The following is a 16300-nucleotide window of genomic DNA, read 5'->3' on the forward strand; positions in this document are numbered from 1 at the left end:
GACCCATCATGCCCGTGGGTATGCGCTGGATTTGTGGCTTGGGCGCGGTGCTGGCCCTGGCCCTGACGACCTTTACCTGGATGGCGATGGGGCAGGGGGAGGGGGGCTGGGCTCTGCTTGCCCTGCTTGGATTGCTGCTGTTGTGCTTGCTTAGTCTGGCTGGGGTGATCTTTGGGCCCAAGCTGGTCAGTCGTACGGCTCCCGTCAGCCGGGCGCTGACACAGCTGGATCGCCACGCCCTGGATGTCACGGTCAACAATGCCAGCATGATGTCGTCCTTTACGCGGGTTGTCTCGTTTTCGCGCCAGCAGGCGGAGGCCCTGGCGGGCATCCGCCAGCGCGTGGACACTCTGGGCAGTAGCGTGCATACCGTGGCTGAATCGGCCAGGGCGACCCATGATGATGTGGGTTCGATGCACTCGCTGGCCTTGGAAGGGGATGGTTTGTTGCGCGAAACCACTGACCGTATTGGCTCATTGGCACAGTCGGCAGAAGGCTTGGAGCAACGCTTCCGGGATGTCATGCATCACACCGGAGAAATCGAGTCCATCTTGCGGATGATCCAGGACGTTGCCATGCAGACTAACTTGCTGTCGCTGAATGCCGCAGTCGAAGCCGCACGGGCGGGTGAACAAGGCCGTGGCTTTGCCGTGGTTGCCAGCGAGGTGCGTGGCCTGGCCGCCAGAACCGGTGAGGCTACGGTACAGATTCGGGAAATGATTTCGGGGATTACAACCAGCGCCCAAGCCGCTGACGGTTTTCTGAAGACTGTCTTGAGCGATATACAGACTGGCGTGGAACGTACCCGGGAAACGGCCCGGGCATTGGCCGGCATCGGTGAACGTGCCCAGCGCACGTTGGCCACGGCGGGCGATTTGGTTTCAGCTGCCCAAATACAAAGCCGGCTGGGCGAGCAGATTGTGCGCGATGTAGAGACCTTGTCCACAGCGGCGCAGCAGTCTGTCGAGTGGGTAGGCAAGAGCAATGAGCAGTTGCGCGTTGTGCAGGGCCTGATCGGCCAACTTAAGCATGAAACATCGGGCCTGCTACCCACGCGCCGGGAAATCGATACCTTGCAAGACGGCATCGAGGAAATGCGGGCCTGCAATATTCTGATTATGAATGCGGGGGCCTACTCCGAACTGGGGATTGTCGTACAGAGAATTGCCGAGCTGGACGAGATCATTGATACCGCTTGGAAACGCTATCAACACGGCGTCGGCAGGCGGCTGGATGATCGACTGATGTCACAGTTTGATGAGGCCATGCAGTCTTATCGTTCTATACGCAACCAGGTTCTGGGGCTGGCACGCCGCGAACAGTTTGCAGACGTTCGGGCACAAGTGCCTGCAGAAGTGCGTCCGGCGTACGACCGGGTCAAGTCGGCTTTGGCATTGATCGATACCGAAGACCGTCAGATACAGTCTCAGCGGTGGTTTCGTCGAACACGCTCGGACGGTGTCATAAAAACAATTCAGGAGACGACATGAAAACTTTTACCTCGAACGCAAACGCTATTTTTTCAGGCTCGCGTCGTAGCACGCTAAAAAAATTGGGTGGTCTGGCTGCAGCGTCCATGCTGCCTTTCCCAGCAGCCAGGGCAGCCACCAGCCTGAAAATCGGTTACGTGAGCCCGCAGACAGGCCCGTTGGCGGTTTTTGCTGAACCGGACCCTTTCACCCTGGATCAGGTGCGTAAGATATTGGCCAGCGGCATCACCTTGGCGGGCAAAAAATATCCGGTTGAAATACTGTACAAGGATTCTCAGTCGAACTCGAATCGGGCTGCAGACGCCGCCTCGGAACTGATCCTCAATGATCAGGTCGATATTGTGATTGCGGCCAGCACGCCGGCGACCACCAACCCGGTGGCGGATCAGTGCGAGCTGAATGGGGTGCCTTGTCTCACCACGGACACTCCTTGGCAACCACACTTTTTCGGGCGCGGCGGCGCACCGGACCAGGGGTTTGATTGGACCTGGCATTATTTTTGGGGTCTGGAAGACATTATTGGCGTGTTCACGGGTTTATGGGAACAGATTCCGACTGGCAAAACAGTGGGCGCTCTATGGCCCAATGATTCCGATGGCAATGCCTGGGGTGATCCCAAAATGGGCTTCCCGCCTGTGTTGGCACAAAAAGGGTTTACCTTGGTGGATCGGGGCCGTTATCAGACACCATCCGACAATTTCTCGTCTTATCTCGGGGCCTTCAAGGAACAAAACGCGGATATTGTCACGGGGGTGATTCCGCCGCCGGATTTCGCTAATTTCTGGGCTCAGGCGGGCCAGCAAAACTATCGACCCAGCATTGTGACAGTCGCCAAGGCCTGCGAATTTCCGGCTGCCATTGAGTCCTTTGGCTCACGGGCGGATGGCTTGTCTGTCGAGGTCTGGTGGTCGCCCGCGCACCCCTTTTCATCCAGCCTCACAGGACAAAGCGCCGCCGAGCTCGCACAGGCGTTTACCCAGTATTCTGGCCGACCCTGGACCATGCCGCTGGGCTTTAAGCATTCGCTGTTCGAAGTTGTCGTTGATGTGTTCAAACGCGCGGCGGAACACAGCCCCGAGGCGATTCGTGATGCGATTCGCAGCACTAAGCTGGACACCGTGGTTGGCCATATCGACTTTTCTCCCGGCCCCGTCCCCAATGTATGCAAGACGCCCCTGGTAGGAGGGCAATGGAAGCGCCGCGAACAAGGGCTGGATCTGTTGATTGTCGAAAATAGCCAGGCACAGCAGATTGCCCTGCAAGGCAATCTCGCCCCTATTCGTTACTCATGAGCCTGGTGCTGGAGGCCCATGGCCTGGCCCGATCGTTTGGCAGCATGCAGGTGCTTGAGAGCATTTCCTTGGATCTGTCCCAAGGGGAAATTCTAGGCATTATCGGGCCCAATGGCGCGGGAAAGTCCACGCTGTTCAATCTGATCGCAGGCGACTTGAAGCCCGACGCAGGGACAGTGCGTCTTGCCGGTCAGGATATTTCCTTATTGTCCTCGGCCCGACGCTGCCTGCAGGGCATTGGGCGCACTTATCAGATTCCGCATCCGTTTTCGGGCATGACGGTCTATGAAAATGTATTGGTGGGCGCAAGCTTCGGGGCAGGGCGTAGCGAACGCGAGGCTCGTGAACCTGCCCGACAGGCCTTGCAGATCAGTGGTCTGCTGGCAAAAGCCAATCATGTCTCGGGCAGCTTGCCATTGCTGGATCGGAAAAGGCTCGAACTGGCTCGGGCGCTGGCGACCGGGCCAACAGTCTTGTTATTGGATGAAATTGCAGGGGGTCTCAGTGATCCAGAAGTAGCGCAACTGATCGAGACGATCAAGGCCATTCAGGGCCAGGGGGTCTCCATGATCTGGATTGAGCATATCGTGCATGCCTTGATGGCTGTGGCTGATCGATTGCTGGTCATTGATGCGGGCCGGGTGCTGACGCAAGGCCGGCCTGCCGATGTCATGGCGGAGCCTCAGGTGCGCGAGGTCTATATGGGAATAGGTTTGCAATGAAGCTGTTGCAGTCGCGCGATTTGACCGCGTTTTACGGGGATTTTCAGGCCCTGTATGGAGTCAGCCTGGAACTTGATGTGGGCGAGGCCCTGGCGGTGATCGGCGCCAACGGTGCGGGTAAGACGACTTTGCTCAAGGCCCTGTGCGGCATGCTGTCTGATCGGGCCCAGCGACATATCAGCTACCAGGGGCAGTCGATCGGCCATCTGCCGGCACATGACATTGTCTCCCTGGGGGTGGCAATGATTCCTGAGGGACGGCGTTTGTTTCCTAGCCTGACCGTCGAGGAAAACTTGCTCATGGGGGCCTATGTGCGTCGGCCTGGCCCCTGGGATCTTGCGGCTGTCTATGAACTCTTCCCCATTCTCAAGACCTTTGCGCGCCGGAAGTCCACATTGTTATCAGGCGGGCAACAGCAGATGGTGGCGATTGGTCGCGCGCTCATGTCCAATCCTTCCTTGCTGCTGTGCGATGAAGTATCCCTGGGGCTTGCCCCGGTGATCGTGCGGGATGTGTATCAGGCCTTTCCGCTGATTCGGGCCCAAGGGGTATCGCTTGTTTTAGTCGAGCAAGACATCCGTCAAGCCTTATCCAGTGCGGATCGCATGCTTTGTCTGTGCGAAGGCCGGGTCGTGCTCGAAGGCCGGGCGGATGCCTTCAGCGAAGAAGAAATCGCCCATGCTTATTTCGGGATCAAATCATGATGCACTGGATCAACATCATTATTCAGGGCGTGCTGACAGGGGGCCTATATGCCTTGATGGCCGTCGGCCTGTCCTTGTCCTTTGGGATTATGCGTCTTGTCAATATTGCGCATGGCGACCTGACGGTATTGGCGGCTTTTCTGGCCGTGTCCCTGGGGCTTTGGTTGGGTGCCGCGCCCGCTCTTATTTTATTGTTGCTGGTTCCGCTGATGGCCGCCGTAGGCTATGGGCTGCAGCGGGGCTTATTCAACCGGGTGCTGGGAAATGATCTTTTGCCTCCTTTATTGGTGACATTCGGTTTGTCCATTGTCATCCAGAGCGGTTTGCTTGAAATTTATTCGGCAGATGCCCGAGGCTTGGCCGCCGGGAACTTGGTGACGGATAGCTTGGCGCTGGGGGGCGGCTTGCATGTCGGGATATTGCCGTTGCTGATCATGGGGATGGCAATATTGGTGTTTGTCTTGCTGCAGCTGCTGTTTGCTCGCACACGCTTGGGCCGGGCCTTTCGGGCTGCCGCCGATGATCCTCAAATCGTGTCCTTGATGGGGGTGGACAATCGGCACGTGTATGCCCTGGCGATGGGCTTGGCCATGGCTGTGACTGCCATTGGCGGATTCTTCTTCGTGCTGGGGGCGAGTGTGGCGCCATCCGATGGCGGTGCGCGGCTGATATACGCCTTCGAGGCTGTGATTATCGGTGGCTTGGGGTCTTTATGGGGCACGCTGATCGGGGCCATCGTTTTAGGCGTGGCTCAATCTGTTGCCCTGCAGATCAACCCTGGCTGGGGCATTCTGGGGGGGCATCTGGCTTTTCTGTTGATACTCATGTTCCGGCCCTATGGCCTGTTTCCTGTCGTAAAGAACCATTGATTGGCCATGGCACATACCACCCAAGCTTCTGCATCGCGTTCTCCTGTCTTGTGCCGGAGCCTGTTCTGGCTGTTATTGCTGGGGGTTGGGCTGCTGGCGCTGGCCCCCTGGTGGGCCGGCCGAGCCAATTTGCGCCTGTTCAGCGAATTTTTCTATATGTTGGCCTTGGCCCAGATGTGGAACTTGCTGGCCGGCTATGGCGGGCTTTTGTCCATCGGCCAACAAGCCTATATCGGCATAGGCGGGTATGTTCTGGTGTTCTTTGGTCTTAAGCTCGGTATTGATCCCTTTCTGACAATTCCTTTGGCAGGTCTGGTCTGTGGGCTTCTGTCGCTGCCTTTTGGCGCCTTGATGTTTCGCCTGAAAGGGGCTTATTTTGCAGTCGGAACTTGGGTGTTGGCTGAGATCTGTCGCCTGGTTCTGGCCAATATCAGCGATTTTGGCGGGGGCTCAGGCCTGTCTGTCACGGCGACCTTACGCGGCATCCCAGCCTGGTGGCGCGAATCCATCACCCTGTGGTCGGCCTTGGCGCTCGGGGTGGGGGCGACCGCCTTTGTGTATTTCTTGCTACGCTCACGTCATGGGCTGGCCTTGACCGCAGTGCGGGACAATGTCCGGGCCGCCGCCAGTCTGGGGGTGTCCACAAGGCGGATTCAGTGGTTTGTGTATGTGTCGTGTGCCGTGGGTTGCGGCATGACCGGCGCCTTGATTTTCATCACCAAGCTGCGGATTTCACCGGATGCCGCCTTTTCGATTGATTGGATGGTCGCGATGATTTTTATTGTCGTGATCGGCGGCATCGGGACTATCGAAGGCCCACTTCTGGGTACGCTGCTTTATTTTATTTTGCGCGAACAGCTAAGTGACTATGGCAGCTGGTACCTGATTTTTGTCGGCATGCTGACTGTCGGCGTGATGCTCTGGAATCCTCGTGGCTTATGGGGTAGTCTACAGACTCGTTGGAATTTGGATGTTTTTCAGGTGCGCAGGCACCTGAAAAGACTATCATAGGTAAAAATTTCCGTCAGACGTGCGTGTAGCGTCACCCTGATCTGTTTCATGGGATCCTGATCGGCATGGGGAGACCGTCTCAGCAATTCCCGCGTCATGGCCGATCCGCCAGGGGCTGGGTTGGCGTGTTTATGTTGGGGCTGTGTTTGTTGGTCCTGCGCTTGCCCCTGGCTGAAGCGCAGCCGCTGCATGCCTTGTGTGACATGATTTCACTATCGGTCCAGCAGACTGAATCACCAGCCCTGCCCGATTTGTGCTTTGTTCGGGATGATGATCATGTCCTGACTCCCCAGGATGTGCTCAGTGGTCGTTGGCCCATGCAGAAACGCGCTGCGGATCAGTTGGCCTTTGCCCAGACACAGGCAGCCTATTGGGTCTATATTCCCGTCCATAACGCCGACGCTCAAGATCGGACCTGGTTTTTGCAGCTTAATTATCCCTTGCTGGATCAGGTGGATTTCTGGGTATTTGACCTGGGTGCCGATGACCTCCAGGCAGCTCCCAAGTTGCTGGATTTTGTGCGGATGGGCGATGCTGTACGCTTTGATGCCCGGCCAGTCAAACACCGCCTGTTTTTCCTGCCTTTGCATCTTGATCCAGGACAGTCGCTGGGGATTGTGCTGCAGGTACAAAGCAACGGCGCGCTGAATCTGCCTTTATCCCTGACGACGGCGCGTGCCGCCCTGGAAACCACCCAGACCCATAGCCTGGGCCAGGGCATGTTCATGGGGGCCATGCTGCTGCTGGCGGTGTTCAATCTTGTATTGTTCGTGCGTTTGCGCATCTGGCAGCCTTTTTTCAATGCGCTGTATGTCCTCTGTGCCGGCCTGTTCATTACCTCGATGTCAGGCCTCACGTTTCAGTATTTATGGCCGGATTTTCCCTGGCTGGCCAATCTTTCTATTCCACTCACAGAGGTCCTGGCGATCCTCAGCCTGTTGCTGTTCACCCGGCATTTTCTGGATGTGAACCGCCAGGCATGGCCGCGACAGGCGCAGGCGATTCGTGGCTTGTTCTACCTGGGGCTGGTTTTGTTGCTTGCCTGCTTTTGGCTGCCATACGCGTTGATCACAAAGATCAATACCGTGTTTGCCCTGTCCAGCATGGTGCTGATGTTTGGCATCAGCATCCGTCATGCCCTGCACGGAGAGCGCATGGCGCGCTTATACCTATTTTCCTGGCTGCTGTTTTTTGCAGGCTTTCTGTTGTATGGATTGGCGGCCTTTGGCCTGATTCCTGGGTTTTTAGCCCAGGAACGCTGGATGCAGATCGCCTTGGGCAGCCAGATTTTTTTACTGACCTATGCCGAGGTCATGCAGTTGCGCGAACTCATGGATCGTGCCTTGCAGATCGAGTCTGCAGCCCGCAGCTCATTGCAGCAGCAGGTTCAGTTGCGCACTGCCGACCTGGAGACCACCATGGGGGCTTTGGAGCAGGCCAACCAGCAGTTGCTGGCACTGAGCCAACGAGACGCCCTGACGGGATTGCTGAATCGTCGGGGCCTGGATGAATCCCTGGCTCAGCTTTTGCGCCAGAGCGAACGATCCGCCGATTTTCGGCTGGTGCTGGTGATTTTCGATCTGGATCATTTCAAGCGGGTCAACGACATTCATGGGCATGATGCCGGTGATGTGGCGTTGCAGTGGGTGGCGGAAGTTTTGCGTAATCTGTTGCGTCGCCAGGCAGACGTTCTAGGCCGCTTTGGCGGCGAGGAGTTCGTCGTCCTGATGCCGGGGACAGCGCTGGATGGCGCCATTGCGCTGGTTGATCGCTTGCTGGATCATATTCGTCGGCATCAGGTGACTTTGCCTGATGGCAGCCAGCTTCAGATTACCCTGAGCGCCGGGCTGGCGGCCTGGCAGGCTGGAGACACAGCGCAAGTCCTGTTCAGACGGGCCGACACTTATCTGTACCAGGCCAAGGCCCGGGGACGAGATTGCCAGGTGTCTGCGGCTTCGTCAGGCTAGGATCACCTGACCCACCTGACGACGCAAGGCCTCAAGACCGTCTGTGCCTTGCGCGGCCTGGTTGGTGTACAGCCGGTGTATGTGTTTGGCCGGGCAGTAGGTTTCGCGGCTGGCTGTGCCGATCTTGCTGTGGTCGGCCAAAATCCAGGTTTCATTGGCCTTTGCCGACATGGCGCGGGCGATGATTGCCTCGTCGTGCAGGAAACTGGCTGCGCCTTGTTGTGCATTGACCGCAACTGGCGACAGCAGGGCGATGTCGGCGTGGAAATCCTGAATTTTCAGAATGGTGGATGAACCAGAGGTGGAAAAGAGTTCAGCGTTCAGCGTGCCGGGCAGGATGAATACTTGATTATCGGGCACCGATCTGGCTTCGGTGAAGCATGCTGCGGCACTTAGGGAATTGGTAATCAAGGTCAGGCCGCTGAGTTGTGCCAGCTCGCGTGCCAGAATAGTGGTCGTGCTGCCCGCATCCATGAATAAGGTCAGGGGCGTGCGCAGTTGCTGGGCCACCACCCGGGCGATAGTTTTTTTCGCAGCCACATGGATGGTATTGCGTTTATCCAGTGGCGGCTCGTCGCTCAGGTGGCGTGCGCCGCCATGCACACGCTGCAGCAGGCCCAGGGCTTCCAGCTCCAGGAAGTCCCGCCTGACGGTCTCGCGTGAGACACCCAGTTCATGCATGGTGTCTTCTGTAGAGATATGTTCATGTCGTTGCAGCAGCGAACGGATTTTTTGATGGCGTGCTTCTGCCCACATATCAGTTGACTCCTGCGTTCAGGTTGGGACGGACATAATGTACCAGCGCACGCATCATCAGCATCGCCACTGACACCACCAGGATGATGATGGTGGAAAAGGCCGCTGCCTGGGATACAAAGCCAGATTCGTTCAGGTGCATGACCGAAACAGCCGCCATATTCAATTCCGGGGTAACCAAGAAGATGACGGCGGATAAAGTCACCATGGAGCGCATGAACAAGAAGAAGAAAACCGCCATGATCGTGGGCGCGATGATTGGAAAAATGGCATCCGCCATGATATGCCGGGCGCGGCCTCCCAGGCAGGCTGCGGCTTCTTCCAGGGCGGGCGGCACCATGCGCATGCCCGTCGCCATCGTCAGGAACCCTTGGGTGTGGTAATGGTAGAAATTACACAGGGCAATCAGGATGGCCGTGCCGTACATCCAGTGCAGGGGATAGGCTGGGTCATTGAAGGCAAAAATGTACGATAAGCCCATGACCAGACCGGGGACGCCGACGGGCAGCACCGCCAACAAGTAAACCGCCTTGGCCAGGCGGCCCTTCAGGCTGCGTACGCCATAGGCCAGTAGAAACAGCAGCACGATGCCGACCAGGGCCGCCACGATGGAGACATACAAGGTGGTCCAGATTGGCTGGTAGCCGGTGGAAATATTGATATCGAAGTTGGCCAGCGTCAGGGTCATGTTATAGGGCCATAGCTTGACGAAGCTGGCGAAGACCACCACGACAATAATGGCCCAGATCGCCAGGCAGGTGACGTGGGTGATCGATCCCAGGACGAGATCCCGCCAGCGTGACGGCTCGGGTTTCATGGGGATGCGGTTTTCCGAGCTTCCGCCAAACTGCTTCTGTGTGGCCACGCGTTCTATGTAGACCGAGACCAGGGCGGGCAACAGCAGGATGATGCCCACGACCGAACCCATGCCGAAGTTCTGCTGGCCGGATACCTGATTGAAAATTTCGGTGGCCAGCACGCGATAGTCGCCCGCAATCACCGCTGCGTTGCCAAAGTCTGTGATGGTGATCGTGAAGACCACGAATCCAGCACTAAGCAAGCCGAATTTACAGTTGGGCAGGGTGACATGGAAAAACTGCTGCAACGGCGTGGCACCCATGACAGTGGCTGCATCGTAGTAGCGTGCATCGGCGTTGCGCAGTGCGGCCTGAATAATCATGATGGCTTGTGGCAGTGCGTAGAACACGTCGGACAACAGCAGGCCCCAGTAGCCGTAGATGTTCTGCTCGATCCCGGTCCAACGGAACAGCAATCCATTGCGGCCCAACAAAAACAGCAGCCCAAGCCCCTGAACCAGCGACGGCGCCAACAGGGGCAGCAGCAAGCTGAGTCTGACCCAGGGTTTGCCAAAGATCGCGCAGCGTTCGATGGCGTAAGCCATGGGAAACCCCAGGACCAGGCAGATCAAGGTTGTGCTGACGCTGATGGCGAGGCTGTTGACCCCGGCCGTCACCAGCCCGGGTGTAGAGGTGATGGATGCATAGTTATCCAGCCCCATGGTGCCGTCATATTGGATGAAGCTTTGCCAAAAGATGGTCAACAGCGGGTAGCCGAAAAACAGAATCAGCGCCAGGGTTGGGATCCCGACGCAAACCCAGGTAAGCAGTTGTTCCGGTGATATCGGCAGTTGCCACTGGCTGCTGTTGCGGGACAGGGGGGCCGTCTGAGAAGCATTCATGGCGGTTTCCTAGGGGGTCACCCAGCAGCCTTGGCCGGGGCGGATCGCGGGGCGTACTTGTTGGCCTTCGTGGATGTCTGTGCATGCATGCTGTTCGACCACCAACTCGCGGCCTCCCCAGTACAAGGTCATGCGGCACAGATTGCCCAGGAAGGTGATGTTCTTGATGGTGGCCGGCCCGCTGGTATCTGGGATTAACTGGATGTGTTCAGGACGAATGCACAACAGCGCATCGGCGGCGGGGAGTTGCGTGGATTGCCGCGCTGTGGCATCCGGTGCATAAGTGCCGATCCAGTCGCGGGGCAGCAGGTTGCTCAGGCCAATGAAGTCGGCCACGAAGCGGGTTTTGGGCGCGTGATACAGCGTCTGGGGCGGTCCGACTTGCTCGATCTGGCCATTGTTCATGCAGACGACGGTATCGGCCAGCATCAGTGCTTCTTCCTGGTCATGTGTGACCATGATGGTGGGGATTTTCAAGCGGCGCTGCACATCGAGGATTTCACGCCGCATGTCGTTGCGCACGCGCGCATCCAGGGCGGATAGGGGCTCGTCCAGCAGGATCAAGCGGGGATTGACGGCCAGGGCGCGGGCCAGCGCTACCCGTTGCTGCTGACCGCCGGATAGCTGCCAGGGAAATCGGTCCGCCAAATCCGGGACACGGATCAGCTGTAATAGCTCGTCGACCCGTTGGCGGATCTGGGCAGAGGGTTCTTTGCGGATGCGCAGGCCATAAGCGATATTTTCACGGACCGTCATGTTGGGAAACAGGGAATACGACTGAAAGACAATCCCAAAATTGCGGCTGCGTGGGGGCATTTGACTGAGATCCTGCCCGTCGAAGGTCAGCGTGCCGCCGTCGGCCTGCAGCAGTCCGGCGATGATTCTCAGCAAGGTCGTTTTGCCGCAGCCGCTAGGCCCTAGCAGGCAGACAAAATCATGCGGGCCGACCGTCAGGTTGATGTCTTTGAGTGCTTGAAAGTCGTCGAATGATTTTTGTACATGGGAGATTTCCAGGCTCATAAGGCCCTCCGAGGCGGCCTGGCACTTGCCTGGCCTGGATGGATGGGGGAAGCGCTGAACCGACCGGCTTCTGGGTTGTCGCTGTGGGTCGGGTCAGGTTCAGCGCCTGGTGGGTGTTAGCGCGCAGTGACCTGCTGCCATTTCTTCAGGACTTCAGCACGTTCAGCGGCTGATTTCTCGAAGTCGATGGGATAGAGAATCTTGTCGACGTCGGTGGGCAGGCCCGCCCGGCGTAACTGTTCGGAGGGTTCAGCGCCGGGGATGGTCACGATTTCCTTGTATTTCTTGTATAGGCCGGCGGCTTCTGGCGATAGTGTCCAGTCCAGGAATCGCTTGGCGTCTTCAGGGTTCTTGGCGGTTTTGACAATCCCCGAGGCCTCAAGCTCGTAGCCGACCCACTTGGAAGGGATGACCATTTCCACAGGAAAGCCAGCTTCGATCGACTGCATGGCGGGAAAGGCAAATGAGATCCCGATTGCGTATTCGCCGGTGCGGGCCATTTTGCAGGGTTTAGAGCCAGAGCTGGTGTACTGGGCGATGTTTTTGTTCAAGTCGGTGATCAGTTCCCAGCCTTTCTCGTCGCCCAGGCCTTGCAGGATGGCGGCAATTTGCAGCCAGCCCGTGCCGGACGCCGCTGGATTCGGCATGACGATCTCGTCTTTGTAAATGGGTTTCGTCAGGTCTTCCCAGGAGGTGGGTACGGGCAGGTTTTTGGATTTCAGTCGCTCTGTGTTGGCACAGAACGCTGCCATGTAGCCCGTCGCGGCGAACCATGTGCCGTCTTTGCCACGGTAGATTGCCGGCAATTTTTTAGCTGCTTCCGGTTCGTACTGAATCAGCTCGCCATGGATGCGGGGATCCAGCATGTTGGTGACGGCAAATCCCCAGATGACTTCGGCGCGTGGATTCTTCATTTCTGCCAGCAGCCGTGCCGCCATATCGCCTGTGGAGAGGCGTAATACATGGAATTGCACATCCGGCATGGCGATCTTTGCGGCTGCCATGTAGTCCGTGACTTCGTCATCCTCCAGGGCGGTGTAGATGGTCAGGGGCTTGGCGTACGCAGTCTGCATTAAGCCGACGCAGAGCAGCGCCGTTGCAGCAGCCAGAGGGGTTTTGAGGAAGCGTTGCATGTATGTCTCCTGCTGTTGTGAAAGAGCCGGTCTGGGCCGGATCGGTGGGAAGTCGCCTGGAGGATACGTGCTTGTGACAGCCTCGCAAGCGGTCAATCAAATACACTGCATGTTGTTATTTTGTGGAAAGTTGCAAAAATAAGCAATACCTTGGAGAATACTTTTTACGCGCACGCCGCACCCTTTTTTCAGGAGACTGAAATGCATATGCCATCTGTGGAACCGGTTTGGACAGACGAAGTGCTTGATTTTGCACAGGGCCTTGCGAGTCAGGCGCGTACCATTGCCCTGCGCTGGTTTCGCCATCAGCCGGATATCGAGCTCAAGGCGGATGACAGCCCCGTGACGGTGGCGGATCGGGGGGTCGAAGCGTTTTTGCGGGACGAAATTGCCAGACGCTACCCAAACCACGGCCTGCTGGGCGAGGAATTCGGCATGCAGGCGGGCGATGCCGAGGTCTTGTGGTCGATCGATCCGATTGATGGCACCCGCAGCTTCATCACCGGCAATCCCTTGTGGGGCTGCTTGCTGGCGGTGCTGCACCAGCAGCAGCCTTTGATTGGCATTGTGGATATTCCCTACATGGCCGAGCGTTGGGTGGCGGTGCGTGGGCGCGGCTGCTGGCTCAATGGTGAGCGCTGCCGGACCAGCAAGACGACAGATCTGGCGCAGGCAGTGTTGCAATCCACGTCGCCGGACTTGTTTTCTGATGCGGATCTGCAAGCCTTCGAACACTTGAGCAAGGCGGTGCATTTGCGTCGTTTTGGAGGGGATTGCTATGCCTATGCCTTGTTGGTCAGTGGGTATGTGGATCTGGTGGTCGAGACACGCCTGATGCCTTATGACTATCTGCCCCTGATTCCCCTGATCCAGGAGGCCGGAGGGGTCATCACGGATTGGCAAGGGCAGCCCCTTGGGCTTGGGTCGGATGGCCGGGTCGTCGCAGCGGCCAATGCCGTATTGCACCGACAGGCATTGGCGCGGCTGACCGCCCAAGCTACAGGATGTTGACCCCGGGGCGCAGTCGGGTATAGGGCAATGCATGCAGGTCGGCGGTATTCGCGCCAGGTGATTGAACCACCAGGATGTGGTCGGCCAGGGCGCCGAAATCTGCGCGAAAATGGACTGAGCTTTTCAGCACTAGAATCCGGTAATCGCGTGGGTCGGCCCCCAGGTGATGGAACATGGCCTGGTCAGCTGCTTGTTGCTTGCGGCTGGATACCAGGATTTCTAGATCAGTTCCCTGTACGCGCACGCGTGTCATCGGGCCCAGGTCCATCCGGCAGCCCAAGTAAAACGGTCCGGTGCCGGTCAATTGGCCGCTGCCCAGCGCCAGCACCTCGTAGGGGCCGGGCAGCGGCGGGCCCCCGGGGCTGCTGCGGCCACCCAGTGTCATGTTCAGGATGGCGCCCACGCCGGCCTGGTGGGCAGCCTGCGCGAAATCGGCATCACACAGCAAGGCCACTGCGGCATTCGAAATACCATGAGCCAGCAGGGCCTGCGCGATTCCCGTTGTATCGCCTGCCCCGCCGCCGCCCGGATTGTCTTGCGTATCCGCCAGGATATAACGGGCTGCCGGGTGTGCGGCAGCGGCCTGCAGCGCTGCCTGCGGGGTATGCAGGTGTCCGCAGAAAGCAGACTGGTGCCGTCGGACCTGTGCCAGCAGCGCGTCTGCGCCTGCCTGGGCCAGTTCGGGGCTGATGGCGTAGGCCAGGACGGCAGGCCCGGATGCTGGCGTGTCGGAATTGGGGAAACCCGGGATGAACTGGACCTCGGGCCGATCAGGGGCTTCCAGGGCGCGTCCCTGGGCCATGATCTGCCCTGCGGGCTCGTCGCCCAGGGTGCTTTGCCAGGGCATCGAGACCAGGAAATCCAGCTTGTGCCATGCAGCGTGAAACACTTCGCCCGCCAGTATCCGTCGCAGCATTTGTGCGGCGCGGGCTCCTGTGGCGGCCATGTCTACATGCGGGTAGCTGTGATAAGCCACCATGGCCTGGGTCTGGTCGACCATGGCCTGGGTGATGATGGCATGAAAGTCCAGGGCCGCGACATAGGGCAGGTGGGGGCCGGTGATGGTGCGCAGTCGCTGCAGCAAGACGCCTTCGGCGTCGTCCAGGGTCTCGGTCACCATCGAACCGTGCAGGTCCAGAAACAGGGCATCCAGTGGGCCGGATAGTCGCAACAGGGTTTCCAGGCGTGCAACGATGTGCTCAAAGGCCGTGTCGGATACGGGGCCGGACGGGTTGGCCGAGCACCAGAGCAGTGGCACCAGCTCGTGTCCGTCCGGTTGCATGGCTGCAATAAAGCCGCTGACCGCAAGATTCATGTCCTGGGTAGCGGCCAGCAGCGCCTGGCCTTCGACCAGGCCTGGCCAGGCGTCCGCTTCGATGAAGCGTTCCAACACCGTGGGGCCGGGCGCGAAGGTATTGGTTTCGTGCAGAAACCCCAGGATGCCGATGCGTGCCATGGCTATAGCTTCCCCTGGATGGCGTCGCTCAGGATGGCGTCGTATTGCGCCGGCGTGAAGGCGATGGGGTTGGTGGCAGCGGATCCGTCCTGCACCGCCAGAGCGCCGACCTTGCCGACTGCGTCGCCGGGGATGCCGATTTCCGTCAGGCTGTGGGGGATGTGGATGGATTCCCTGAGGGCCAGAACCCAGTCCAGGGTAGCGCTGAAGCTGGGTTTTTCCAGCCCCAGATAGCGGGCCAACCTGGTCATGGTGTCGGAAATCACCGACTCGTTGGCCTTCAGGACATAGGGCATCAGGATAGCGTTCAACATCCCGTGGTGCGCATCGTATAGCGCCCCTAATGGATGAGCCAGGGCATGCATGGCACCCAGGCCCCTCTGGAATGCGGTGGCCCCCATGCTGGAGGCCACCAGCATGTGGTGCCGGGCTTCCAGGTCGGCACCATTGTCTACGGCGCGTTTCAGGTATGCATGCACCAATCGGCTGCCCTCCATGCCGATGCCGACGGCCATGGGGTGATGCATCGGAGAACAAAGGGCTTCCAGGTTATGCGACAGGGCATCCATGCCGGTGGCGGCGGTCAGCCGGGCGGGCAGGGCTGTAGTCAGCTCGGCATCCAGGATGACGACGGCAGGCAGCATGTGGGCATGAAAAATAATGCGTTTGACATGGGCTTCGTCGTCGGTGATAACCGACGCCCGGCCTACCTCAGAGCCCGTGCCTGCCGTGGTGGGGACCGCCACGACCGGGGCCATGCCGCTGGTCTTCACGCGGGTGTAGTTGTCGCCGATGTCCTCGAAGTCCCACAGTGGCCGGTCTTGTCCGACCATCAGGGCGATGGCTTTGGCGGCGTCCAGGGCCGAGCCGCCCCCGAAGGCGATCACGCCGTCGTGGCTACCCTGGTGAAAGGCAGCAACCCCGTCAACCACGTTCTGGCCGGTGGGGTTGCCCTTGATGTGGGCAAAAAGCCCGCAGTTCAGCCCTGCGTCCTGGCAGGCCTGGACCGCATCTGCAACGATTGACAGGCTGGCCAGCCCCGGGTCGGTGATCAGCAGGGGGCGGCGCATGCCCAGGTTTTTGCAGTGCTCGGGCAGTTCCCGGATGCGTCCGGGCCCGGCCTTGATGGCGGTTGGGTAGTTCCAGTTGACAGTCAGATTGGTCATGACG

14 protein-coding genes are annotated in these 16300 nt (G+C 58.8%); 8 read left to right on the top strand and 6 right to left on the bottom strand.

What is annotated here, in order from left to right; all coding sequences use genetic code 11:
• Positions 1–8 precede the first annotated feature (8 nt).
• The 7 genes from VDP81_RS10885 to VDP81_RS10915 all read left to right on the top strand — a co-directional run bounded on the left by VDP81_RS10885 (position 9) and on the right by VDP81_RS10915 (position 8055).
• Entirely contained in the window at positions 9–1490 is a 1482-nt protein-coding gene (locus VDP81_RS10885; protein WP_323012308.1) for a methyl-accepting chemotaxis protein, read from the top strand.
• Entirely contained in the window at positions 1487–2782 is a 1296-nt protein-coding gene (locus VDP81_RS10890) for an ABC transporter substrate-binding protein (protein WP_323012309.1), read from the top strand. Before VDP81_RS10885 ends, VDP81_RS10890 begins: the two co-directional genes overlap by 4 nt.
• Positions 2779–3504, top strand: a complete 726-nt coding sequence (locus VDP81_RS10895) for an ABC transporter ATP-binding protein (protein WP_323012310.1) — start codon at positions 2779–2781, stop codon at positions 3502–3504. The genes VDP81_RS10890 and VDP81_RS10895 overlap by 4 nt, the downstream gene beginning before the upstream one ends.
• Complete coding sequence (locus VDP81_RS10900; protein ID WP_323012311.1) at positions 3501–4208, top strand: ABC transporter ATP-binding protein; 708 nt, start codon at positions 3501–3503, stop codon at positions 4206–4208. The genes VDP81_RS10895 and VDP81_RS10900 overlap by 4 nt, the downstream gene beginning before the upstream one ends.
• Positions 4205–5077, top strand: coding sequence for a branched-chain amino acid ABC transporter permease (locus tag VDP81_RS10905; protein WP_323012312.1), 873 nt, complete (start codon positions 4205–4207; stop codon positions 5075–5077). The genes VDP81_RS10900 and VDP81_RS10905 overlap by 4 nt, the downstream gene beginning before the upstream one ends.
• Before the next feature lie 6 nt (positions 5078–5083).
• Entirely contained in the window at positions 5084–6088 is a 1005-nt protein-coding gene (locus VDP81_RS10910) for a branched-chain amino acid ABC transporter permease (RefSeq protein ID WP_323012313.1), read from the top strand.
• Positions 6089–6153: 65 nt separating this feature from the next.
• Positions 6154–8055 carry a diguanylate cyclase gene (locus VDP81_RS10915; RefSeq protein WP_323012314.1) on the top strand — a complete coding sequence of 634 codons (1902 nt, stop codon included), beginning with the start codon at positions 6154–6156 and terminating at the stop codon, positions 8053–8055.
• Here VDP81_RS10915 and VDP81_RS10920 read toward each other — a convergent pair.
• The 4 genes from VDP81_RS10920 to VDP81_RS10935 all read right to left on the bottom strand — a co-directional run bounded on the left by VDP81_RS10920 (position 8047) and on the right by VDP81_RS10935 (position 12663).
• Positions 8047–8811 carry a DeoR/GlpR family DNA-binding transcription regulator gene (locus VDP81_RS10920; RefSeq protein WP_322996296.1) on the bottom strand — a complete coding sequence of 255 codons (765 nt, stop codon included), beginning with the start codon at positions 8809–8811 and terminating at the stop codon, positions 8047–8049. The two genes, VDP81_RS10915 and VDP81_RS10920, sit on opposite strands and share 9 nt — an antisense overlap.
• A 1-nt stretch (position 8812) precedes the next feature.
• Positions 8813–10510, bottom strand: a complete 1698-nt coding sequence (locus VDP81_RS10925) for an ABC transporter permease subunit (protein WP_322996297.1) — start codon at positions 10508–10510, stop codon at positions 8813–8815.
• A gap of 9 nt (positions 10511–10519) precedes the next feature.
• On the bottom strand, positions 10520–11530 hold the full coding sequence (locus VDP81_RS10930) for an ABC transporter ATP-binding protein (protein WP_322996298.1): 1011 nt from the start codon (positions 11528–11530) through the stop codon (positions 10520–10522).
• Positions 11531–11646: 116 nt separating this feature from the next.
• Positions 11647–12663 carry an ABC transporter substrate-binding protein gene (locus tag VDP81_RS10935; protein WP_322996299.1) on the bottom strand — a complete coding sequence of 339 codons (1017 nt, stop codon included), beginning with the start codon at positions 12661–12663 and terminating at the stop codon, positions 11647–11649.
• 201 nt (positions 12664–12864) lie between these two features.
• Here VDP81_RS10935 and hisN point away from each other — a divergent pair, with 201 nt between their 5' ends.
• Entirely contained in the window at positions 12865–13674 is an 810-nt protein-coding gene (gene hisN / locus VDP81_RS10940) for a histidinol-phosphatase (RefSeq protein ID WP_323012315.1), read from the top strand.
• Here hisN and VDP81_RS10945 read toward each other — a convergent pair.
• Positions 13661–15130 carry a M81 family metallopeptidase gene (locus tag VDP81_RS10945; RefSeq protein WP_322996301.1) on the bottom strand — a complete coding sequence of 490 codons (1470 nt, stop codon included), beginning with the start codon at positions 15128–15130 and terminating at the stop codon, positions 13661–13663. The genes hisN and VDP81_RS10945 overlap by 14 nt on opposite strands.
• A gap of 2 nt (positions 15131–15132) precedes the next feature.
• On the bottom strand, positions 15133–16296 hold the full coding sequence (locus tag VDP81_RS10950; RefSeq protein WP_322996302.1) for an iron-containing alcohol dehydrogenase: 1164 nt from the start codon (positions 16294–16296) through the stop codon (positions 15133–15135).
• Positions 16297–16300: the final 4 nt, after the last annotated feature.

Origin of the sequence: Castellaniella sp., assembly GCF_034675845.1 — a bacterium.
In the GTDB taxonomy this organism is placed as follows: domain Bacteria; phylum Pseudomonadota; class Gammaproteobacteria; order Burkholderiales; family Burkholderiaceae_B; genus Castellaniella.

Bases quoted from the DNA above. Each gene is read 5' to 3' on its own strand.
- VDP81_RS10885 (WP_323012308.1), top strand. From the start codon at position 9: ATGCCCGTGGGTATGCGCTGGATTTGTGGCTTGGGCGCGGTGCTGGCC.
- VDP81_RS10890 (WP_323012309.1), top strand. From the start codon at position 1,487: ATGAAAACTTTTACCTCGAACGCAAACGCTATTTTTTCAGGCTCGCGT.
- VDP81_RS10895 (WP_323012310.1), top strand. From the start codon at position 2,779: ATGAGCCTGGTGCTGGAGGCCCATGGCCTGGCCCGATCGTTTGGCAGC.
- VDP81_RS10900 (WP_323012311.1), top strand. From the start codon at position 3,501: ATGAAGCTGTTGCAGTCGCGCGATTTGACCGCGTTTTACGGGGATTTT.
- VDP81_RS10905 (WP_323012312.1), top strand. From the start codon at position 4,205: ATGATGCACTGGATCAACATCATTATTCAGGGCGTGCTGACAGGGGGC.
- VDP81_RS10910 (WP_323012313.1), top strand. From the start codon at position 5,084: ATGGCACATACCACCCAAGCTTCTGCATCGCGTTCTCCTGTCTTGTGC.
- VDP81_RS10915 (WP_323012314.1), top strand. From the start codon at position 6,154: ATGGGGAGACCGTCTCAGCAATTCCCGCGTCATGGCCGATCCGCCAGG.
- VDP81_RS10920 (WP_322996296.1), bottom strand. From the start codon at position 8,811: ATGTGGGCAGAAGCACGCCATCAAAAAATCCGTTCGCTGCTGCAACGA.
- VDP81_RS10925 (WP_322996297.1), bottom strand. From the start codon at position 10,510: ATGAATGCTTCTCAGACGGCCCCCCTGTCCCGCAACAGCAGCCAGTGG.
- VDP81_RS10930 (WP_322996298.1), bottom strand. From the start codon at position 11,530: ATGAGCCTGGAAATCTCCCATGTACAAAAATCATTCGACGACTTTCAA.
- VDP81_RS10935 (WP_322996299.1), bottom strand. From the start codon at position 12,663: ATGCAACGCTTCCTCAAAACCCCTCTGGCTGCTGCAACGGCGCTGCTC.
- hisN (WP_323012315.1), top strand. From the start codon at position 12,865: ATGCATATGCCATCTGTGGAACCGGTTTGGACAGACGAAGTGCTTGAT.
- VDP81_RS10945 (WP_322996301.1), bottom strand. From the start codon at position 15,130: ATGGCACGCATCGGCATCCTGGGGTTTCTGCACGAAACCAATACCTTC.
- VDP81_RS10950 (WP_322996302.1), bottom strand. From the start codon at position 16,296: ATGACCAATCTGACTGTCAACTGGAACTACCCAACCGCCATCAAGGCC.